The organism is Brevibacillus sp. MER 51 (assembly GCF_023714195.1).
GTDB lineage: Bacteria > Bacillota > Bacilli > Brevibacillales > Brevibacillaceae > Brevibacillus.
On record NZ_JAMAUS010000010.1, the window covers coordinates 216,831 to 237,409 of the forward strand.

Consider the following 20,579-nt stretch of genomic DNA (forward strand, 5'->3'; position numbering starts at 1 on the left):
TTCACACGTCCAGCGTACGACAGGAAAACGAGGAAAACTTGATCGAAAATGCGAATCGCTACTGACTATTCTCGTGCAAGAACGGGTATATAAATGAAACAAAGCGAATCAGGATGGTTATTCCCGAGAAAGCGATGATCGTAATATTCAAAATCGTATCGGGCATAAAGCTGATCGGATGCGGATGCGTGTGTCATCCAGCTCCCGTATATATACTGATACGTCAGCTTGAGATTTTGCACCGATCCTCTGTGAGGGAAGACAAGATAACCAGATGCGGGCAGAGTGAGCGATTCCAATCCGTCTGAGCCAACATGCTCCGTACTGTTTATGCCAGCAAAATAGGCGAAGTTCAACGAAAGCCCAAAAGCGTCCGGGTAACGAATAACCCCATAACGCTTCTGGTTTTTCTGCATGGCGATTTTCTTTCCCAGTCGGTTCCAGCAATGGACAATATCTGTGGTCGAACGGGTAGCCGAGGAGCAGCCTATCAGGTTCAATTCTTCGTGGGCTGGGACATAGACGGGCTCAATCGATTGCAGCTGAATATTTTCCAAATATGATAGCTCAATACGCTCCAGCATGGTGTACCGCGGCATTTTTCCAGATCGACGGAGGGCAGAAGGAGGCAGACCAAAGCGTTTGGTAAAAGCACGAGTAAAGGCTTCGTGGGAATCAAAGCCATATGTAAAGGCGACCTCCGTCACGCTCTTTTGTTCCAGTAACAGCGTTTTGGCAGCCTCAGTCAAGCGTCTCTTCGAAATGTATTGCCCCACAGTTTCTCCTGTCACGTGAAAAAACAAGCGTTGAAAATGATACTTGGAATATCCAGCGGCTGATGCCACTTCATCAAGAGTGACTTTTTCCGTTAACTGCTTTTCGATAAAAGAGAGGGCATAAGTTATTTGCTCCATATAGTTCATGGCATCACCTGAAAAAGGAAATAATATTTTTTTAAGGATACCATACGCTTTGGGATGCATTTTTGTAAAAAAGCCAGAATGTCAAAGAATAGGGAGAGAATACAATGAAATAGGACAACATTTCTGGAGGTAGCCGTGGAGCAGCATTTGGATCTTTTTTTAATGAAATATGGATATGTCGGCATCTTTTTTTCGCTCACACTCGGTGTTGTAGGGCTCCCCATACCCGATGAGGTACTCATGACGTACGCTGGCTATGCAGTTTCCCGCGGTGTTTTGCACATGCCGTTGACGGTGCTGAGTGCCTTTTTGGGAGCGGCAGTAGGGATTACGATCAGCTATACCATCGCGTGGAAGTGGGGGCTGCCTTTGCTTATGAAGGTTGGACCGTACTTGCATATTACGCCGAAAAGAATAGAGTCGACCCAAAAGCTGTTTGCCAAGTACGGTCCATACCTGTTGCTCATCGGCTATTTTTTGCCTGGTGTCCGCCATATTACCGCCTATTTGGCAGGAGTCTCTACGATGGGGTTTCGACGATTTGCTTTATTTGCTTACGCTGGCGCATTTCTTTGGAGTGTCACTTTTTTACTGCTGGGACGGGTGCTTGAGAAAGAGTGGCTCAAGGTCGTCGTTTATATACGTCATTATGGCATCACATTTTTGCTAATCGGTTCGGCGATTGGAATGATGGTTTATATTTGGATGAGGTACAGGCGAGACACTAAAGCATAGGAACAGGCATTAGTTCCTGCTGATTGCCATGCTGTCTTTAACCAAGCGGACAAATTCGAGCTGTTCCTCTCCAGCGGCTGTGGCTTCCGCCAGTTTGAGAACATCGGCAAGGGAGCTTCTTTCGACATGCGGACTCTCCCGCAATATTTCCCCGTATTCTGCTACAGCAGCAAGGAACGTCACCTCAGGAGACAAGACATTTTGCACCTTTACGGGTTCGGAGATTTCCTCTACTTTTTGGGAAGAGGCATTATGATAGCGCACGCGAACCGTCCCGAGATCTGTATGGGCAGGGGAAGCAAGCTTCACTTCATAAAGAGCGGTCACACTATGGCCTGCGCCGATCTCGCCTGCATCTGTCTTGTCGTTGCGAAAATCTTTGTCGCGGACATCGCGGTTCTCATAACCGATCAAGCGATACGAATCTACCTTCTTAGGATCGAATTCTACTTGGATTTTTACGTCACGAGCGATCGTTTGGAGGGTGCTCGTCAATGATTCCGTAAAAATGCGGCGCGCCTCGGAGAACGTATCGATGTAGGCGTAGTTGCCCTCTCCTTTGTTCGCTAGCTGCTCCATCAGGACATCGTTGTAATTCCCCATGCCAAAGCCAAAGGTGCTCAAGTAAATGTCTTTTCGCGCATAGTCCTCGATTGATCGCAAAATGCCCTCGGCTCCTGTTTCGCCTACATTGGCTACCCCGTCGGAGCATAAAATCACCCTGTTAATGGTAGTAGGCTTGAAGGAACGGGCCGCCATTTCATAACCGAGCACCAGCCCCTCTTCTGCATTGGTGGAGCCTTCGGGCTGCAGATTTTCGATGGCTGATAAAATCGCCTGTTTGTCTTCGGTAGAGGTTGGGGGCAAAAGAACGCGTCCCTCTGATCCATAGACGACGATCCCTACTAAATCTGTAGGTTGGAGTTGATCGACGAGAACATGTAAGCTTTTTTTCACCAGCTCTAATCGGTTTTCGCGATTCATCGAGCCAGATACGTCAATGACAAAGACGAGATGAGCGGGTTTGCGCTCTTCTGCGCGTAATTCCTTTCCTTTGATCCCGATTCGGACTACTTGAAGATTTGTTTGAAAAGGAGAGGGGCCACTTTCGGCCTGGATCGCAAATGTCTGATCGGTTGGCGCAGGATACGATGTGGGGAAGAAGTTGATGAATTCCTCCACCCGAATGGCTTCTGCTGGCGGGAGATTCCCGTCTTTAATAAAATTGCGCATTATGGTGTAAGAGGCAGTGTCCACATCAGCGGCAAAAGTAGACAGACGGTCCTTCGCTGTAGAAACAAATTGGTTGGTGCCGTAATCTTTGAAGTACATGTCATTGGGGAGGGGATTGACCGATTTTTTCAGCGCATAATCAGCTAGTTGGCTGGGAGGACTTGGACTGGAGGCTACTTGATTGCTTTGACCTTGCTCTGCTGCTGGTTTATTTTCGCTTTCGCTTCTTGATACGAACTGTACGCTTGAGCTGCATCCGATCAGGGATGCAACCAATATGGTAATGCCACTGGTTTTCACGATTTTTCTCATCTTTTGTTATTCCCCCTTTGCCTATGTGACGTGGTAAAAAAAGGAATGTTACATAAAGAGTAGAAGTAGGCTTGTCCGCAGCAAGAGCTTCACTCGCAACGACAGCCGAGGTAGCTGTGCTTCGAGTGGCGTCATGATATATGTTTGGTTTACTCGGCAATCTTCACTAAAGTGAGGAAGCTGGTTACCGTCGTCGTTCCGTCTGCGAAGCTTTGCAAGAACTGGTCTGTGATACCTCCCGTGCGGAATATGTCTACGATGTCACCTGCTGCTAATCGGGTGAAAGAGGTAACCATGCCGAATGCATTTCCATCCGCTGCACTATCTGCACTGCTTGAAGTGCCGGCAGTGCCCGTTATATTGGCGCCATTCCTTCTGATAATGAAAGACACTTCACTCGCTTGGGCAGTAGTTACGCGATAGCTGATGAGATAGATGCCGCTTGCAGGTACGGTCACTTGCCCGCCAGCGAGTAAAAAGCCAAGGGAATTGTCTGCATTCGCCACATTTAGCGGGACGATCGTATTGGGAGAAATATCGATAGCGGAGGATAGCCAGAAGTTACCGAAGACACTGGAAATAGTACCTGTTGCGCCTGTTACACCCGTGGCTCCTGTAGTACCTGTAGCACCTGTAGTACCTGTAGTACCTGTAGTACCTGTAGTACCTGTAGCACCTGTAACGCCAGTTGCCCCCGTAACACCAGTGCCTCCAGCTCCGGTCGCCCCAGTCAAGCCGACTCCTGTCGCACCCGTTATTCCTACTCCAGTAGCGCCAGTAGGACCCGTCGCCCCCGTTGGTCCTGTCAGACTCGCAATAAACGATGCGGATAATACGGAATTCAGCTTGCTGTTCAGCAGAATGTCTTTCTTTGTGATCTCTCTAAGCGTATTTACTACGCTGGAATTCACGTTTAGCAAATCACTAATGGTTGCAGGGGGACCTGTTAATCCAGGAAGCGTGCCAAGGACATAGTGAAGCTTCTCCGCCTCTGCGTTAATGATATGGCTTAAACCAAGTTCCTCCAAAGCGAAGGATGCGAGTAGCAAGTTTACGACTTGGTTTTGAGTAATGGTCAACAGCGGCGTAATGTTGGGGATATTTGCTTGTGACAAATAAAACGTCCTCCTTTATTTATGTCGTTTCATCCTATTCCGATATCATACATAAGGGAATTCGTCGGTTTATGTTTTTATTCGGGCACGGCTTACCATGCGATGCCTTCTTTCTTGGCGATGCCTTCTTTCTTGCCCGTTATTCAATCTTCTTGTAATATTAGGAAATATTTGTGGTGTGACGGTCGCTCTAGTCAATGGAAATCAATCATGGAAAGAGGTAGATTGCTGCAAAAATCAATCAAACAAGAGAGGTTATAATATGAACCTAGGAATTCAAGTGACGCAAAATCAACTAATGGATGTGCTGCTAAACGTTGCAGTAGCTCGTCCAGTATTTATTTGGGGCGCACCGGGAATCGGCAAATCGTCTCTCGTCGAGGCATTTGCCGAGCAGGTGGGCCTGCCTTGCGTATCGTTATTGGGTAGTCAGCTGGCACCGGAGGATATTATTGGTGTCCCACAGATCGTAGATGGGAAAAGCAGATTTTGCCCACCTGCGCAAATTGCGCGAGAAGAACCGTACTGCTTGTTTCTTGACGAATTGAATGCATGCTCGCAAGAAGTGCAAAAGGCGTTTTACAGTTTGATTCATGAGCGGAGAATCGGGGATTACCATCTGCCAGAAGGGTCCATTGTGATTGGAGCAGGAAACCGCGCGCAGGATAGCGCGATTGTCAAACCGATGTCGTCTGCTCTGATCAACCGGATGTTCCATGTCCAATTGCTAGTTTCGTATGAACAATGGATGAATTGGGCGTACAGCAACGGCATCCATTCCTACGTGCTGCAATTTTTGGAGGTGCGCCCGGATTATTTGTGGTCGCAGCCACCGAAGAGCGAGGAACCGTTTTCTACTCCGCGTTCCTGGCACATGCTCTCGGATGCCCTGAACGAATTCGGTGAGAACTTGACGACAGAGATGGTGGGGGTACTGGCCTACGGATGCTTGACGCCTCAGCATGCGGCTCAATTTCGGGCTTTTCACAAGAACATTCAAGGCAAATACCAGCTCAACCGTATTTTGGAGGGAGAGGCTTCTTTCCCGACAGCTCCAGAGGATCGAGACGTACTGTATTTTCTGGCCGATTCTTTCCGTTCGCAGATCAAAAAAGAACTGCCAGCGGATAAAGCCTCCGTGGGGGAGCAGCATAAACGGTTTGCCCACCGAGCGAAGGCTCTCTTGAAGGAGCTGGCTTCTATCTCACTGGAAATGGCGCAGATGGTAGTGGCGCGGCACGAGGATGGCGACGGATTGCCAGACTGGTTTGTTGTGGAGGTCATTCGTGATTTACCGCGATTGGCCATGGACAGGAAGGGCAAATAGCAATGGCCAGAGGAGTTCAAACCGACCCGTCGACGCAAAACTACGAGCAGGCCCTCCATTTTTTGAGTCATCACCCGATGTTTGGTCCACTGTCATCGCGAGCGCACTTTATCCGTTCCGAGCGAAGTATTTGTCCGGATAACGGTTGGGTAGTCGTGACCCGGGAAGGCAGCTTGTACGCGCATCCGAAGCGCAGAGGGGAAGTCGGGGAATGGATTTATGTTCTCGCACACGCGCTCTTGCATTTGGGCTTCGGCCATTTTGTGGAAAAAGAGCAGCCGATATTGTGGAACATTGCATGCGATTGTTATATTACGCGCTTCTTGAGAGACATGAAGCTGGGGAAGCCTCCTGCTGAAATGGCCTTTGAGCTGGATAAATCGGGAAAGAGCGAAGAAGAGCTGTATGACTGGTTCGTGGAGCATGGGGTGCCGGAGCATTTGAAGCTGTTTGGAACGGGCGGGGAAAAACAGGCAGATATGCTTTTCTCGGATAAATACGTCAGGTACACCTACAATCGGGACGTGAAGTGGGAGCGTCTCTTGGGGATCGGGCTGGCACAAGCGGTGCAAAGTGCTGTCAGCGTAGCGGGCGGCTATTCCGATGCTCTCGGGAATGAAGAGAATCAGCTGTCCGAAGCACAAAAGGCCAAGCGCTGGTTCATTAATCATTTTCCATTACTGGCTTCCTTAGCGAGTCATTTCACGATTATCGAGGATTCACAGCTCTGTCAGCGGCTGCAAATCTCGGTGGCAGCCATTGATGTAACAGCCAACGAAATCTTCATCAATCCTGCGGCGGGCTTGGATGAAGAGGAATGCAAATTCGTAATGGCACACGAGCTGTTGCACGCAGGGCTTCGCCACCATGAACGTTGCCAAGGCCGAGACCCGTATTACTGGAATGTCAGCTGTGATTACGTGATTAATCAATGGTTGATGGAGATCGGTGTCGGACGTTTTCCGCAAATTGGCGGACTTTACGACCCAGACCTGAAGGGACTGTCGGCAGAGGCGATTTACGATCGAATCGTGACGGACATGCGTACGTATCGCAAGCTGTACACCTTACGTGGAGTCGGCATGGGCGATATTCTGGATGGCGATGATCCGCGTTTTTGGGAAAAGGGTCCGGGAACGACGCTGGATGACTTTTATCGCAATGCGATGTCGCAAGGCTTGATCTATCACCAGGAGAGGGGACGAGGGCTTTTGCCTGCGGGTTTGGTAGAAGAGATTCGCGCCTTGGGGCAACCGCCGATCCCATGGGATGTTCAGCTTGCCCGTTGGTTCGACGAGCATTTTCCCCCATTGGAAAAGAGTCGCACGTATGCAAGGGCAAGCCGCAGACAGTCCTCAACACCCGATATTGCCCGTCCTGCCTGGAGCTTTCGGGAAACGGATCGGCTGGCACGTACATTTGGCGTCGTGATTGATACATCCGGCTCGATGGATACCAAGCTGCTCGGCAAAGCATTGGGGGCGATTGCGAGCTACAGTGAAGCACGCGATGTTCCGTATGCGCGCGTGGTCTTTTGTGATGCCCAGGCGTATGATGCGGGCTACCTTTCTCCCGAGGACATTGCAGGCCGCGTCAAAGTAAAAGGACGCGGGGGAACGATCCTGCAGCCGGGCATTGACATGCTGGAGAAAGCAACCGATTTTCCAAAGGACGGGCCGATTTTGATCATTACCGATGGGGAATGTGATCGGATCAAAGTAACTCGTAGTCATGCCATTATGCTGCCGAAGGGGAGTAATCTGCCATTCGTAGCGCGAGGACCAGTATTTCGAATGGAATAGCCGTGTTTAGGCTCCGTATCGATGCGGAGCCTTCTTCATGATCTTTTTACAATGAAAGGGTAGGAAAAGCGATAAAATAGCTTATATGATGAAGCGGAGAGGTGTACAGCTTAGTGAAGAATAATCTCCGAGAAGAAACAGGACACCAAAAAAGTAGATGGGAGTCAGTGTTTGAAGTTTTGCTCGTTTCAGCCAAGCTGGGTGTTACTTCATTCGGCGGTCCCATCGCGCATCTCGGTTATTTTCACAACGAATACATTCGACGTCGAAAATGGCTGGATGAGCAAAGCTACGCAGACTTGGTTGCGCTTTGTCAGTTCCTCCCCGGTCCCGCAAGCAGTCAGGTAGGGATCGGTATTGGAATCATGCGAGCCGGATTGTTGGGAGGGGTTGCTGCATGGATCGGCTTCACTCTGCCTTCGGTATTGGCGCTCCTGATATTTGCGTTCACTTTACAAGGACTGGACAGTGGCAGTGCTTCTTGGATTCACGGTCTAAAATTAGTAGCTGTCGCGATTGTTACTCATGCCGTATGGGGAATGGGACAAAAGCTGGCCCCGGATCGAGCACGGGTGACGATTGCGATCCTCGCGGCTGCCATCACGTTATTGTGGCATTCTGCATGGAGTCAGGTCACAGTCATGATTCTAGCGGGAATTACAGGATTGCTGTTCTTCCGGCAGCAAAAAGTTTCGGATTTCCCTGAATTTCGTGTGCCAATCAGTCGAGCACTAGCCATTACGTGCTGGATCACTTTCTTCGGACTTTTGCTTGTGCTGCCCATCCTTCGAGAGAGCACAGGCTTCTCCTTACTAGCACTGTTTGAGAGCTTTTACCGTGCAGGTTCTCTTGTTTTTGGCGGAGGTCATGTTGTATTGCCTTTGCTTGAGAGGGAAGTGATCCCGACAGGCTGGGTAACGCAAGAAGCTTTTCTGACGGGCTACGGCGCAACACAAGCAGTACCGGGGCCATTGTTTACGTTTGCCGCTTATTTGGGAGCGATGATTGCAGGAGGAGTCGGTGCAGCAGTAGCTACGATTGCCATTTTTCTACCGGCCTTTTTACTCGTCATCGGCGCATTGCCGTTCTGGGATTCCTTGAGGAGAAATTCCAAAATCAAAGGAACGCTGGTAGGTGTGAATGCAGCAGTCGTCGGTATTTTACTCGCAGCCCTGTACGATCCGATTTGGACGAGTACGATCCTTGCTCCATTGGATTTTATCGCAGCGGCTATTTTGTTTATCATGCTGGAGCACTGGAAGCTGCCGCCATGGCTGGTTGTGGTTACAGGGGTTTCGTACGGTCTGTTGCTGTCTTAGACTGATAGGCAGTGTATTATCATCCTTAGTTTTAAAAGGTCTCAAACCAAAGAAAGTTTGCCAACTATGTAGGTACCGCTTATAATACTGAATGAAAGTTCAGTATTGTAGGATGGGAAGTTGGTGGGAGCATTGAATAAAAAGAAGCAGCAAACGGAGCAGACCAAGAAAAAAATAGCGGATGCGGCCAGAATTTTATTTATGCAAAAAGGCTACAAGGCCACATCAATAGATGATATCGTGAAAGCTACTGGATACAGCGGCGGTAACATTTATTATCATTTCAAGAGCAAGGAAGGGCTGTTCTTGCATCTGATTGAAGCTTGGAATAGCGAATGGGAAGAGGAATGGCTAGCCAAGGAACATCTCTATACGACCTCGATCGATAAATTGTATGGAATGGCTGAACATTTTGCGACCGATTTCATGAACCATCCTCTGACCAAGGCTGCTGATGAATTTTTCGACATGTCGGAGAAGCCTTCCGATGTGGAGGAGCGTATCAACAAAATGATCAAAGGCTATATTGACTTTAATCAACAGTTGCTCCAGAAGGGGATCGATAACGGCGAATTTGAAATGACGAATGTAACCGGAGTCGCCATGATCCTGGACAGCCTGATGTTTGGTTTAAATCAACACTCGCGACGAATGGAACGCAAGGAAGCGCTGGCAACTTTTCGCTTAGCGATGGATGTGTTTTTATTTGGCATTGTCAAACCATCCCGCTAGCTTTTTTTACGTGATGATTTAGAATGGATATTCAGTGTTTTGGTAACGGATTGGAGGAATAGGAAATGGCTTTATTATTAAAAAATCAGGGAGCCCTATTGATTCTGATGTTCAATATTTTCCTTGTCTTTACGGGGATCGGGCTTGTTATACCGATTATGCCGAAGTACATGGAGAGTTTGGGAATTACCGGGGGAACCATTGGTCTGTTAGTGGCAGCCTTTTCGCTGACGCAGCTTCTTTTTTCCCCTATTGCCGGGCGATGGGCTGATTCATTCGGAAGAAAAAAGATCATTATGATTGGCTTGATCGTATTTGCTATCTCAGAAGGGCTGTTCGGTATAGCGAATTCTCCAGTCCTGCTGTTTGTTTCTAGGTTGTTAGGCGGCATCAGTGCCGCACTGATTATGCCAGCCGTAATGGCTTACTCGGCAGATATTACAACGAATGAAGAACGAGCGGCCGGGATGGGGTATATTACGGCAGCCATTACAACTGGTTTTATTATCGGTCCAGGCATTGGAGGATACATTGCTGAATTTGGTATTCGCGCACCTTTTTATACCGCAGGAATTGCAGGACTGATTGCTGCATGCATCACGTTGTTGATCCTAAAGGAATCGAAACCGACGGAAGAAGCATTGGCTGACTCGCATTCTAGCGAAAAACAACGAAGCAGTCTCCTTTCCCAGTTAATGCATTCGTATCGGGAGCCTTATTTTTTCAGTTTGATTATTGTGTTTGTCATGTCTTTCGGACTGGCTAATTTTGAAACGGTGTTTTCATTGTTTGTCGACCATAAGTTTGGATTTGAGCCAAAAGATATCGCGTTTATCATTACATTCGGGTCAATAGCAGGCGCAGTGGTCCAGCTTACTGCCTTTAGCTGGATCATGAATCGCTTTGGCGAGAAAAGGGTCATCTCAGTCTGTCTGCTCTTTGCTGGTTTGTTTATTGTGTTGACGCTATTTGTTCACGGATTTTGGATGATTTTTGCCGTTACCTTTATCGTATTTTTGGCGATCGATATTTTGCGTCCGGCCATCAGTACCCAAATGTCGATGCTCGCAAAGGATCAACAAGGATATGTTGCAGGTCTTAACTCAGCCTTCACCAGCCTGGGCAATATTGCAGGACCTATCGTAGCAGGATTTTTATTCGATATAGATATCAACTATCCGTATGCGCTAGCGTGTTTGATTTTGCTTATCTGTTTCGTCTTATCACTAGGAGTTAAAAACCGCAACCTGAAGGATGCCAATGCGGCTTCTAGTCAAGCGTCCATTCATGGATGATGAAGTGAAGGGATACGATAGCTGAATAAAGCAGCGGCGAGTCTAAGATTTTATGTTTAGGTCTTAGTTCGCCGCTGTTCCATTATTTGGGCAAATAAAACTTTCATGATTACTTAATAGAGATGGGAATAGAAATTTACATCATTCATTTATAGTGAATACGGTAAGCCATACTTTAAGGAGTGAAGCAAATGATGAGAAACAAGGTAATGATAGCAACTGCTGCCCTTATGGTGTGTGTAGTACCAATTGCTTCTGCCGCTGGCAATCCGCACTGGTCAAAAACCTCTCCAAAAGAGTTCGATCTTCAAGCTCACCGCGGCGGACTCGGGCTCACGGTAGAGTCCACATTGGCGTCGTTCTCCCACGCCCTTGAATTAGGAGTGAGCACACTCGAGCTCGACGTGCAAATCACAGAAGACAAGCAGGCAGTTATTACGCATGACCGCAAGATTTCCGGTGCCAAGTGTCGAGATACAGGCCCACTTTTCGCTGGCGATCCTGAGTATCCGTACGTTGGCAAGTACATAAAGGACCTGACTCTCGACCAAGTTCGCACGCTGGACTGTGGTACACAGACATTGCCGCAATACCCAGGGCAGCGTCCAAGCCCAGGTGCTAGGATGCCGCTGTTGAGCGAAGTATTTGACCTCGTCAAGGACTACAAGGCTAACCATGTATGGATGAATATCGAAACGAAGGTAGAGGCGGGAGCACCGGAGCAAACCGCTCCGCGTGAAGATTTCGTGCAGATCGTCGCTCGTGAAGTGCGCGATGCCGGAATGCTTGATCGGGTATCGATCCAAAGCTTTGACTGGGGGGCGCTCATGCGCATGAAAGAGGTTGAGCCGCAATTGCCGATTGTGGCCCTAACGAACGGTGCGCAATTCTTGCAGCCAGGTCAACCAGGAGCTTCACCATGGTTGGGCGGAATTGACATTGACGACTTTGGAGGAGACCTCGTGGCGGCAGCATACTCATTTGGTGCAGACGCTATCTCTCCGGTGCATGGCTCTCCACAAAATGGCAAAGTCACCGACGAGAATTATGTGCCCTATGTCACGAAGAAAATGGTAGAGGACGCACACAAGGTTGGGATGAAGGTGATTCCGTGGACGGTCAACGACACACCTACGATGAACAAGCTGATCGACGATGGCGTAGACGGGATCATTACGGATTACCCGGACCGTCTGCGTGAGGTCATGGAGCAGCGTGGTCTGAAGCAACCGAAGAGCTACAAGGCTCCTAAAAAAGAGAAGTAAAAAACAGACCAGTCCATTCGGGCTGGTCTTTTCTGGCATTCACGGGACATAGCCATATCCAGGATATTTGACAACGGGCCATTTATCCTTGCGTAAAGCATCTAATAGTTCAGGACCTACACACAGATTGGAAGCGACGAGTTCATGCGGGGTAAGTGCCATCCATTGATTCAGCGACACATCGACAAAGCGGTCGCTTTTGAACATTTCCAAAAACCACACCGTTTCCGTCCCGGTATTTTGAATATAATGCCCCGTCGCAAAAGGAACGTAACCGACATCACCTGCTTGGTAGTCAAAGGTTCGGGCGTTTCCATTTCCGGTGAAAACGGTCATGCGTGCTTGGCCTGAAATGTAGTATTGCCACTCGTCGTTATTGGGATGCCAATGCAGCTCTCTCATGGCACCGGGACGTAGTTCTACGAGTGCTGCCGCGATTGTTTTGGAGATCGGGAAGTTGCGGGAATCGACGATGCGCACACTGCCGCCAGGTGTAATCAGTGGTCGTTGCGCAAGTAAGCGATGGGTAAAGGGAAGGGGGACGGTTCCGTACGGGGATTCTACCTCATCTTCTTCTACGGGACTGGGAATCTCGTCCTGATAAATGTACACTTGCTCGCAAGGAATGTCGGCAAAGGCTGATTCAGGCACACCAAAATTTGCGGAAAGCACATCTGTTGGCGTATGAGCAAACCAATCGGAGATCGATAGTGTATTCAGATCGGAAAAATGTCCATCGTCGAAAACGAGCAAAAATTCGCAGCCTTCCTCTAGTCCCTGAATCGAGTGGGGGATGCCAGGTGGGAAATACCACAGATCGCCTTTGCCGATATCTGCGATAAAATTTCGTCCGCGTTGGTCAACGGACGTAATTCGTGCACGACCAAGCAGCATGTAAGCCCATTCCGCCTGCTGATGCCAATGCAGCTCGCGAACCCCGCCTGGCGTCAGGCTCATGTTTACACCCGCAAGTGTAGTGGCGATTGGCAGCTCGCGAATGGTGACCTCCCGGGACCAACCGCCATGATTTAACGTCATAAAGGCATCTGAAAAGGAAAATTTCAGATTGGGCAGCAAGCCCGCATCTGTGACGGGAGGAACGAGCATATTCGGATTTTGCCGATCACGCATGACGTTCCGTGGGCCGAGATCGACCCATCCGGTCCCGTCACTTCTCATCGGCTGAGGAATCTGATTCCCTTTGTTTGGTGGATTCATCGGGGCAACCTCCTTCATCCTTGGACATGCATAGATTTGGGCGGACTTCATCCACTAACCATGACTATGCATCGGCTTGCCCGTTATGCAAACATCCAAGCCGTACTATCGTTTCCATGGGTGATTTTGTATAATTTTAGGAGTGATTGACAAATTGACAATAGTAGGATGGATATAAATATGACGAAGATTCCCAACGATCAATGGTTAGCACGATATGAGCAAAAAAAACCGATGTTAGAACCCCTTGTTGATTTACACACCTATTTCACATCAACAATGATCAGTGGGAAACCAATCAACTTGCTTTCTTTGGGGGAAATCAAGATTCCCACTGGAGACATCATCGTTCGTGATCCGCTTGTGTATCTGGAGAGAAATAGTGCCCCGTATTTTCGAAAAGTCCCTACTGGAACCTTCCCATTAACCATTTGTGTGGTAACCGTCGAAGAAGACCATTACCGGTATGCAGCTGCGAAGGTAGAGTTCACAAATAAAAATCCCCAAAAATTTACGGAAGCCCTCATAGGAGACGAGGATCTCGAAAATCTTGGGGAAGGCGAATATTTTGGCTTTAATGTGGATGCAGGCCTTGCTACTGTGGTAGATGTCAAAACGAGGGATGCTTATCTGGATTTTTATGATAGCTGGAAAAAAGAGAATCCAGACGGCAATATTTACGATGATTATTTCGCGGAAGTTTTTGCACAAAGTTACAAAGACCGTCCAAAATACCAAAGAAGCGCTGGAGATTATATAAACTGGACGATACCAGGCACGGATTTATCGATTCCGATGATTCAGACCGGATTTGGAGATGGAGCCTATCCTGTCTATTTTGGGTTAGATGAAAACGAGCAAATATGCCAGCTGGTGATTCAATTTATTTGCATTGAGCTTGCATTTGGTGAGGATGACAACGAAGACGAAAGCTAGTAGAAAAGCCTCTCACCAATCCTTTTTGGAAACGGTGCCCCGCTTATCTTTCTTTGGGAAGAGAAAATAGCTGGCTGTAAACAACAGATCAACCCCCAGTACAACGGTCCATAGCCGAAGAATATACCATAAAGAAGCAGTTCGTTCTGCATCATTGATAAAGTAGACGGTCCCGGCTAAGAGGGCTGCCCCAATGACATAGGCCAAGAGATGTCTAAACCAGCTTTTTGCGTAATGCTTGGCGTACTCCATGCCGTATAGTTTGGGTTTAGGTGTGCCTTCCTTGGTGACGTATTGCTGAAATTTTTCATCCGCCCATTGAATCATGCTTTTCCCAAACGCAAGTGATACCCCAATATAGACGGCAGCCAGCGCATGAGGAATCGTTGCGGTAGCTCCACGATACAAATCCACGCTCGTGACAACGAGCAAAACCACATCAACAACAGGCGTCAGGGCGAGAAGTAAAAGCCCGGCCTTTTTTTGTTTGAGTACGTACCTTGTGAAAAGGCCAAGTACAATGACCACCCAAAAGGCGATTTCGCACGCGACAATCATCCATGCAACAAAATTCACTATTATAGGTCCCCTTTTCGGAAGTTTCTTCTCCTGCATGAGGAGTTTTTTTAATACGATCGCGCTAACAAAAAGGATTTTAACATCGGCAGTTAAATAATACAACTGTATTGTTAAAAGTTGCTTGTCCCTTGCCAATCTTGTTAAAATACAACTATGCCGAAAATAATCGATCATGAGAAAAGAAGAGAACAAATAGCAGAAGCAACGTGGCGTGTCATTGTTGAGCAAGGAATGGAGGGGGCGACGGTAAGGGGCATTGCAAAAGAAGCAGGACTTTCATTAGGTGCTCTGCGACATTACTTCGCAACACAGGATGAACTGCTAATGTATGCCATGCAGCTCGTAAAAGAGAGGGCAATAGCTCGAATTGCAGAAATCCACGCGAATGAAGAGTTGGCGCCAAAAGAGAAAATCACCAAAATCTTTTTGGAGCTCCTCCCTACGAATCGAGAAAAGATGGTCGAAATGGAAGTTTGGTTTGCTTTTACTGTGTACTTCCGACACAAGAAAGAAGGCTTTGACGCACAGCATGACGGAATCTATGCCGGCGTCCACAAGCTGTTGGATTCTGCCGACCAACTGAATTTATTACGCAAAGAGCTGGACAAAGAGCTGGAAGCAGAAAAGCTCTATGCCGTCATCGACGGTCTGGCCCTGCATGCCTATCTCGAACCGCAGCGTGTCGATGGGGAACGGATTACGAAAGTGCTGGAGCATCATCTGGCATCCTTGTTTCATTAACGGACTATTAAGAAACACATACCCATACTCTTATAAAGAAAAGCAATCGGATCGTGGGAAGGTTGATCTGATTGCTTTTTTTCGTCGGCACGCACATGGGAATGAACAAGATTTAACTCTAACTCTAACAATATTTGATTGCGAGAACACATATGGGGAATTCAGTATTTTTCGTTCACTGGTGCCATGCTTTGGGATTTTGTCGATAAAAAGGTGCAATACATAGCGTTTTTAGAAATAGCTTTTAATGCTTTTTCAATTTCGCAAGAAGTTCAATTATTTTATCATTTTGCACTGTTATTTTTTTGTCGTCCACAACTTGAGTTCAACGTGTGGATCTTTATTCCATGTTTACATACCGAACGTCCATTCGTAAAATGGTAGCAAGAAGGTGACGAAAATGAATGTGAAAAAAAATATCGCAGCCATATTGGATCACATAAAAACAGATGAACGATTTCGCGATAACATTGCGCATTGGAGGGTCATTCCTGCTCGTGAAGCAAAGTCCGTCCCATTTCCAAGTGAGCTGGATGGACGAATTCGAGATGCCCTAATAAATAGAGGCATTCCCTCCTTATACACGCATCAAGAAACGTCTTTTCGCCATGTGCGCGAAGGTAAACACATCGTAGCGGTTACGCCCACGGCTTCTGGCAAAAGCATGTGCTATCATTTGCCGATCCTCCAGACGTTATCGGAAGACTCGCAAGCGCGGGCACTTTACTTGTTCCCAACCAAGGCCTTGGCACAGGATCAAAAGTCCGAACTGCACGAGTTGATTACGGAAATGGGCCTCTCCATCAAATCGGAAACGTATGATGGTGATACACCTGCAAATATCCGGCAGATGGTGCGCAAGGCAGGAAATATCGTCATCACCAACCCAGACATGCTGCACTCCGCCATTTTGCCCCATCACACCAAGTGGGTGTCCTTTTTCGAGCATCTCAAATACATCGTAATTGACGAGCTGCATACATATCGCGGCGTTTTTGGCAGTCATGTCGCCAATGTCATTCGGAGGTTGAAGCGTATTTGCGCTTTTTATGGGAGCCACCCGCAATTTATTTGCACATCGGCGACCATCGCCAACCCGAAACAATTGGCGGAAGCCCTGACAGAAGAAGAGGTAGAGCTGGTCAATAACAATGGTGCTCCGTCGGGAATCAAGCATTTCCTTTTCTACAATCCGCCTGTGGTCAACAAGCAGCTCAATATTAGACGGAGTGCTACATTGGAGGCGCGGGACATTACCGAGCAGTTTCTGACCAATGGCATTCAGACGATTCTGTTTGCGAGAAGCCGCGTACGAGTAGAGATATTGCTCACGTATTTGCAGGAGCTGATTCGCCGCAAGCTTGGACCAAAAACGATCCAAGGGTATCGCGGCGGCTATTTGCCGAGCCAGCGAAGAGAGATCGAGCGCGGCTTGCGCAATGGCGACATTATGGGCGTGGTCAGCACCAATGCGCTGGAGCTCGGGGTAGATATCGGACAGCTTCAAGCGTGTGTCATTACTGGCTATCCAGGCTCGGTCGCAAGCACATGGCAGCAGGCAGGACGGGCGGGAAGGCGGCAGGGGGAATCCGTCGTCGTTATGGTCGGTAGCTCCACACCATTGGATCAGTATGTGATCGCCAATCCGGAGTACTTTTTCGACCGCAGTCCTGAGACAGCGCGGATCAATCCCGATAACCTGATTATTTTGGTGGATCATCTTAAATGTGCGGCGTACGAGCTGCCGTTTCGGGAGGGAGATACATTCGGACGTGCGGAAATCGTGGAAATTCTGGAGTTCTTGACCGAGGAGCAGGTGCTTCATTACTCGCGGGGCAAGTGGTTCTGGATGAACGATTCATTCCCGGCCCACAACATCAGTCTACGGTCAGCTTCGCAGGAAAATGTCGTGATCATCGACATTAGTGAACGGGGAAATGAGCGTGTTATCGGGGAAATGGACCGTTTCAGCTCCATGACGCTTTTGCATGACGAAGCCATTTACCTCCATCAGGGGACGCAATTCCAGGTGGAAAAGCTGGACTACGAGGAAAAGAAGGCGTATGTCCGGGAAGTGCAGGTCGATTATTACACGGATGCCAACCTGGCTGTCTCGCTGAAGGTATTGGAGCAGGATCAGTCCCGTCGTCATGCACAGAGCACGTTGGCTTATGGCGAAGTGGCTGTGAATGCAATGGCGACGATCTTTAAAAAAATAAAGTTCGAAACGCACGAAAACATCGGCTCGGGGCCGATTCATTTGCCGGAAGAGGAGCTGCATACAAATGCGGCGTGGATCGGCTTTTCGGAAGCGTTGCTCGGCGAGATCGGGACAGAGGATGTGGAGCGTGGCTTGGTCGGTTTGGCTCATGTTTTGCAGCACGTAGCTCCGCTGTTTGTCATGTGCGACCCGATGGACCTGCATGTGATACCGCAACGAAAGGCTGTTCATTCTCAGGAGCCGACGATTTTTCTGTACGACCGTTATCCGGGAGGCATCGGCTTGAGCGAACAAGTGTATAAGGAAATGGAGACGATTTTGACGCAGGCAGAGCGGATGATTGTCTCTTGCCCGTGTGAGTCAGGCTGTCCATCTTGTGTGGGAGCGACAGATGACGGCAGCAAAGGGCTAGCCATGACCTTGCTGCGAATCGCGCAAGGGGGAAGCACTTATGTCTCTTAAATCCAAGCTGCAACGGATGAAGGGACATCTCTCGCTGGAAACGGACAAAGCGGTAGCGCCAGCAGTCGAATCGGAAACGCCCATTCGCAAGGAAGAGTCGATGGAAGAGACGAGGGCGGCTGTACCAGCGGATAGCAACGCCGAGCTACAGATACCTTTTGCCGATAAGTGGAAGGAAATGCAGGCATCGCCCTACATCTGGGATGACGAGTACGTCATGATTCGCGAGGTTCGCTATCCGATCAATCAGCGGCATGGGGCTTACGCCTTTTCTGAGCTGCATGAGGCGATCCGTATGTGGGAAGCGGCTGGTCGAGAGCATCCACTGTCCGCTGCGGGCAGAAAGCCAGAAGACTTGCTGTTTTTCGATACGGAGACGACAGGGCTGTCAGGTGGGGCAGGCAATGCGATTTTTCTTTTGGGGTACAGTCGTTTCGAGGGGGAGCATGTCGTGGTGCGCCAGCATTTTCTCCCGGGCCCGCATGCAGAGGTGACCTTGTACCAATCGTTTTTGGAGCAAGCACAGAAGTCCTCGCATCTGGTGACCTTTAATGGAAAGTCCTTTGACTGGCCACAGGTGCGGACGAGGCATACGCTGGTGCGCGATCAAGTGCCCGCTTTGCCTACCTTTGGTCATTTTGACCTTTTGCACGGGGCGAGGAGATTGTGGAAAGCGGAGCTGGAATCGTGCCGATTGGGAATCATCGAGCAGGAAAAGCTGGATGTGTTTCGCGAGGATGATTTACCCGGTTATTTGGCGCCGGTGCGGTATTTCGACTTTTTGCATGCCCAAGATCCTGATGTCATCGAAGGCGTGCTGCGGCATAACGAGACGGACGTCCTGTCTCTGATTACGATGTACATTCACATGACGCGGCTACTGGTAGGGCAAGGGAGTGTAACGGTATCTCTCGAGGAAAGCTACGAAATTGCCAGATGGTACGATGCGCTTGGGGATCAGGAAGCCGCTATGGCAGGCTATCGCCTTGTCGCAGATAGTGAGCATGCATGGAGTAACCGGGCCAAGCTTGCCATCGGTCATTTATATAAAAAGCAAAAGGATTGGGCCCAAGCCCTAACCGTTTGGGAGTCGTGCATTCAGTCCACCGGATATGTCCCGGAAGAGGTGTATATTGAGGCTGCCAAGCTGTATGAACACCAGTTGAAGAATTGGGAGAAGGCTTTGGATTATACGAAGCAAGCGTACGAGCAGTGGAAAAAGCGGGCGAGTCTGTTGCGCAACAGGTCCAAGGCCGACGCAGAGGCATATCACAAGCGGATAGATCGGTTAGAAGCAAAGCTACGCGGAAATGAAGCGGAAGAAGATAGTCTGTTGTCCGGATTTTTGGATTGGGCGGATGAGCAAGGGTGATAGGGATCGTAGTCAGAAGACCTAACCATCTGAGGGGGATTGGATGAGGCACATTGTCTTGTTTCTGATGGTGTTTCTACTTCTTGGCGGTTGCTCTGCAAATGACGACTGGGTACATACATTTACGGGGGAGAGTGACAATTGGATTGTGGTCATGGAGATCAGGCCGATTGAAAGTGAACACACAACAGTTGCCTACCCATTTTATTTGAAAAAGAAAATGGAGAACCAAGTAACGAAAGTGTATGCCGAAGCCGATTTAGTCAACGGGAGTAAGGCTAGCAACCTTAATCAAATTGATTTAGAGGAGATCAATAAAAAGCGGCAGCTCCTGCTTTTTCAGGAGTACCCGAATTCCCCCTCACCCGATTTTCCTGGAAAAGATACGCCGAAAGAACAGCTCGAATACTACTTCTCAGATTTGAAAATGAATCTAAAATGGACAGACGAACGGGGACAGCATCAAGAACAAATCATGCTAAAGCTAAAAACAGCTCCTTGATGAAACAAGGGAGAATATGATTACGACTATCGGGGGCTAGGGTCTAATTGAAAACGGGTGGTATTAGCGAAGCTGACACCACTCATTACATAGATGTATTTACGTGGGGAAAATAGGACTCAACCTTTTTTCCAGTTATTTCATTTGATGAAGTGAAGAGATCATGTTATATTAGTAATCCGCCTTTCGAAAAGAGCGGAACAAAATGAAACACTCCAATTATTACCTGTTGATTTTATTAATGATACATGGTATATTGTGAATCTAGCGCTTTTGAAGTGTTAGTGAAAATGCTCTTTGAAAACTGAACAGCGATAGCGTTAATGAGTCTATCATGAAATGATTTGCCAGCTTTGAACCAGCAACAAACTTTATTGGAGAGTTTGATCCTGGCTCAGGACGAACGCTGGCGGCGTGCCTAATACATGCAAGTCGAGCGAGTCTCTTCGGAGGCTAGCGGCGGACGGGTGAGTAACACGTAGGCAACCTG

17 protein-coding genes and 1 rRNA gene are annotated in these 20,579 nt (G+C 48.5%); 13 read left to right on the top strand and 5 right to left on the bottom strand.

Translation table 11 applies throughout. The features are described 5' to 3' along the window. Positions 1 to 65: 65 nt before the first annotated feature. The gene (locus tag M3630_RS21390; RefSeq protein WP_251253432.1) at positions 66 to 923 is read right to left on the bottom strand and encodes an AraC family transcriptional regulator; all 858 of its coding nucleotides are present in this window, start codon (positions 921 to 923) and stop codon (positions 66 to 68) included. Between the two features lie 123 nt (positions 924 to 1,046). Here M3630_RS21390 and M3630_RS21395 point away from each other — a divergent pair, with 123 nt between their 5' ends. Next, positions 1,047 to 1,658, top strand: a complete 612-nt coding sequence (locus tag M3630_RS21395; RefSeq protein WP_251253451.1) for a DedA family protein — start codon at positions 1,047 to 1,049, stop codon at positions 1,656 to 1,658. Between the two features lie 9 nt (positions 1,659 to 1,667). Here M3630_RS21395 and M3630_RS21400 read toward each other — a convergent pair whose 3' ends face one another. Beyond that, positions 1,668 to 3,203, bottom strand: a complete 1,536-nt coding sequence (locus M3630_RS21400; protein WP_251253433.1) for a vWA domain-containing protein — start codon at positions 3,201 to 3,203, stop codon at positions 1,668 to 1,670. A 149-nt stretch (positions 3,204 to 3,352) separates the two neighbouring features. Further along, positions 3,353 to 4,318, bottom strand: a complete 966-nt coding sequence (locus M3630_RS21405; RefSeq protein ID WP_251253434.1) for an alpha-helical endospore appendage domain-containing protein — start codon at positions 4,316 to 4,318, stop codon at positions 3,353 to 3,355. A gap of 262 nt (positions 4,319 to 4,580) precedes the next feature. On the opposite strand from M3630_RS21405, the gene M3630_RS21410 reads away from it, so the two are divergent. The 6 genes from M3630_RS21410 (at position 4,581) to M3630_RS21435 (ending at position 12,058) form a co-directional block, all read left to right on the top strand. After that, on the top strand, positions 4,581 to 5,645 hold the full coding sequence (locus M3630_RS21410) for an AAA family ATPase (protein ID WP_173612489.1): 1,065 nt from the start codon (positions 4,581 to 4,583) through the stop codon (positions 5,643 to 5,645). A gap of 2 nt (positions 5,646 to 5,647) precedes the next feature. Next, on the top strand, positions 5,648 to 7,447 hold the full coding sequence (locus tag M3630_RS21415) for a vWA domain-containing protein (RefSeq protein WP_251253435.1): 1,800 nt from the start codon (positions 5,648 to 5,650) through the stop codon (positions 7,445 to 7,447). A 113-nt stretch (positions 7,448 to 7,560) separates the two neighbouring features. Then, complete coding sequence (locus M3630_RS21420) at positions 7,561 to 8,766, top strand: chromate transporter (protein ID WP_251253436.1); 1,206 nt, start codon at positions 7,561 to 7,563, stop codon at positions 8,764 to 8,766. 132 nt (positions 8,767 to 8,898) lie between these two features. Beyond that, positions 8,899 to 9,498 carry a TetR/AcrR family transcriptional regulator gene (locus M3630_RS21425; protein WP_251253452.1) on the top strand — a complete coding sequence of 200 codons (600 nt, stop codon included), beginning with the start codon at positions 8,899 to 8,901 and terminating at the stop codon, positions 9,496 to 9,498. A gap of 65 nt (positions 9,499 to 9,563) precedes the next feature. Continuing rightward, positions 9,564 to 10,793, top strand: coding sequence for an MFS transporter (locus M3630_RS21430; RefSeq protein WP_251253437.1), 1,230 nt, complete (start codon positions 9,564 to 9,566; stop codon positions 10,791 to 10,793). Positions 10,794 to 10,984: 191 nt separating this feature from the next. Next, positions 10,985 to 12,058 carry a glycerophosphodiester phosphodiesterase gene (locus tag M3630_RS21435; RefSeq protein ID WP_251253438.1) on the top strand — a complete coding sequence of 358 codons (1,074 nt, stop codon included), beginning with the start codon at positions 10,985 to 10,987 and terminating at the stop codon, positions 12,056 to 12,058. A gap of 39 nt (positions 12,059 to 12,097) precedes the next feature. On the opposite strand, the gene M3630_RS21440 is transcribed toward M3630_RS21435, so the two are convergent. Then, the gene (locus M3630_RS21440; protein ID WP_251253439.1) at positions 12,098 to 13,276 is read right to left on the bottom strand and encodes an oxalate decarboxylase family bicupin; all 1,179 of its coding nucleotides are present in this window, start codon (positions 13,274 to 13,276) and stop codon (positions 12,098 to 12,100) included. Positions 13,277 to 13,444: 168 nt separating this feature from the next. On the opposite strand from M3630_RS21440, the gene M3630_RS21445 reads away from it, so the two are divergent. Further along, entirely contained in the window at positions 13,445 to 14,212 is a 768-nt protein-coding gene (locus tag M3630_RS21445; protein ID WP_251253440.1) for a DUF4241 domain-containing protein, read from the top strand. A gap of 12 nt (positions 14,213 to 14,224) precedes the next feature. Here M3630_RS21445 and M3630_RS21450 read toward each other — a convergent pair whose 3' ends face one another. Continuing rightward, positions 14,225 to 14,788, bottom strand: coding sequence for a hypothetical protein (locus tag M3630_RS21450; protein WP_251253441.1), 564 nt, complete (start codon positions 14,786 to 14,788; stop codon positions 14,225 to 14,227). Between the two features lie 156 nt (positions 14,789 to 14,944). Here M3630_RS21450 and M3630_RS21455 point away from each other — a divergent pair, with 156 nt between their 5' ends. From M3630_RS21455 to M3630_RS21475, 5 genes are all read left to right on the top strand, one after another. Beyond that, entirely contained in the window at positions 14,945 to 15,532 is a 588-nt protein-coding gene (locus M3630_RS21455; protein WP_251253442.1) for a TetR/AcrR family transcriptional regulator, read from the top strand. 400 nt (positions 15,533 to 15,932) lie between these two features. Then, positions 15,933 to 18,215 carry a DEAD/DEAH box helicase gene (locus M3630_RS21460; RefSeq protein ID WP_251253443.1) on the top strand — a complete coding sequence of 761 codons (2,283 nt, stop codon included), beginning with the start codon at positions 15,933 to 15,935 and terminating at the stop codon, positions 18,213 to 18,215. Continuing rightward, positions 18,205 to 19,587, top strand: a complete 1,383-nt coding sequence (locus tag M3630_RS21465; RefSeq protein ID WP_251253444.1) for a ribonuclease H-like domain-containing protein — start codon at positions 18,205 to 18,207, stop codon at positions 19,585 to 19,587. Before M3630_RS21460 ends, M3630_RS21465 begins: the two co-directional genes overlap by 11 nt. A gap of 43 nt (positions 19,588 to 19,630) precedes the next feature. Continuing rightward, positions 19,631 to 20,089, top strand: coding sequence for a hypothetical protein (locus M3630_RS21470; protein WP_251253445.1), 459 nt, complete (start codon positions 19,631 to 19,633; stop codon positions 20,087 to 20,089). A 371-nt stretch (positions 20,090 to 20,460) separates the two neighbouring features. Beyond that, positions 20,461 to 20,579 (top strand): 16S ribosomal RNA (locus M3630_RS21475); the annotation flags it as partial.

What these genes read in the sequence shown, in the direction of transcription:
- M3630_RS21455 (WP_251253442.1), top strand. Translation starts at nt 14,945, where the DNA reads ATGCCGAAAATAATCGATCATGAGAAAAGAAGAGAACAAATAGCAGAA.
- M3630_RS21470 (WP_251253445.1), top strand. Translation starts at nt 19,631, where the DNA reads ATGAGGCACATTGTCTTGTTTCTGATGGTGTTTCTACTTCTTGGCGGT.
- M3630_RS21390 (WP_251253432.1), bottom strand. Translation starts at nt 923, where the DNA reads ATGAACTATATGGAGCAAATAACTTATGCCCTCTCTTTTATCGAAAAG.
- M3630_RS21445 (WP_251253440.1), top strand. Translation starts at nt 13,445, where the DNA reads ATGGATATAAATATGACGAAGATTCCCAACGATCAATGGTTAGCACGA.
- M3630_RS21410 (WP_173612489.1), top strand. Translation starts at nt 4,581, where the DNA reads ATGAACCTAGGAATTCAAGTGACGCAAAATCAACTAATGGATGTGCTG.
- M3630_RS21415 (WP_251253435.1), top strand. Translation starts at nt 5,648, where the DNA reads ATGGCCAGAGGAGTTCAAACCGACCCGTCGACGCAAAACTACGAGCAG.
- M3630_RS21430 (WP_251253437.1), top strand. Translation starts at nt 9,564, where the DNA reads ATGGCTTTATTATTAAAAAATCAGGGAGCCCTATTGATTCTGATGTTC.
- M3630_RS21465 (WP_251253444.1), top strand. Translation starts at nt 18,205, where the DNA reads ATGTCTCTTAAATCCAAGCTGCAACGGATGAAGGGACATCTCTCGCTG.
- M3630_RS21400 (WP_251253433.1), bottom strand. Translation starts at nt 3,203, where the DNA reads ATGAGAAAAATCGTGAAAACCAGTGGCATTACCATATTGGTTGCATCC.
- M3630_RS21440 (WP_251253439.1), bottom strand. Translation starts at nt 13,276, where the DNA reads ATGAATCCACCAAACAAAGGGAATCAGATTCCTCAGCCGATGAGAAGT.
- M3630_RS21435 (WP_251253438.1), top strand. Translation starts at nt 10,985, where the DNA reads ATGATGAGAAACAAGGTAATGATAGCAACTGCTGCCCTTATGGTGTGT.
- M3630_RS21460 (WP_251253443.1), top strand. Translation starts at nt 15,933, where the DNA reads ATGAATGTGAAAAAAAATATCGCAGCCATATTGGATCACATAAAAACA.